1 pseudogene is annotated in these 256 nt (G+C 66.8%); it reads right to left on the reverse strand.

Annotated features, from left to right (window positions below):
• Positions 1-256: pseudogene (locus tag SB751_RS32770) on the reverse strand (metallophosphoesterase); the annotation flags it as partial.

Raw genomic sequence — 256 nt, forward strand, 5'->3', positions numbered from 1 at the left:
CGTGAGCGCGGGCGCGGTGGACATTGCGTTGACGAGATCGATGGTCTGCCGCAGCGTGGCCGCGACGTCCGGATTCGCGTCCTTGTTGAAGCCGATATGCGTGTCGCTGATCTGGACGAACAGTGGCCGGCCCGCCTTCGCGGGGACGACGGCGCCGTTTTGCGCGAGCGCGAGATCGAACGGCGTCAGGATGCCGCCCGACAACGTAAACAGCGTGCCGAGTCCGCCGAACGCCATGCATTGCAGGGCCTTGCGG

Origin of the sequence: Cupriavidus sp. SIMBA_020, assembly GCF_046535395.1 — a bacterium.
GTDB lineage: Bacteria > Pseudomonadota > Gammaproteobacteria > Burkholderiales > Burkholderiaceae > Cupriavidus > Cupriavidus campinensis.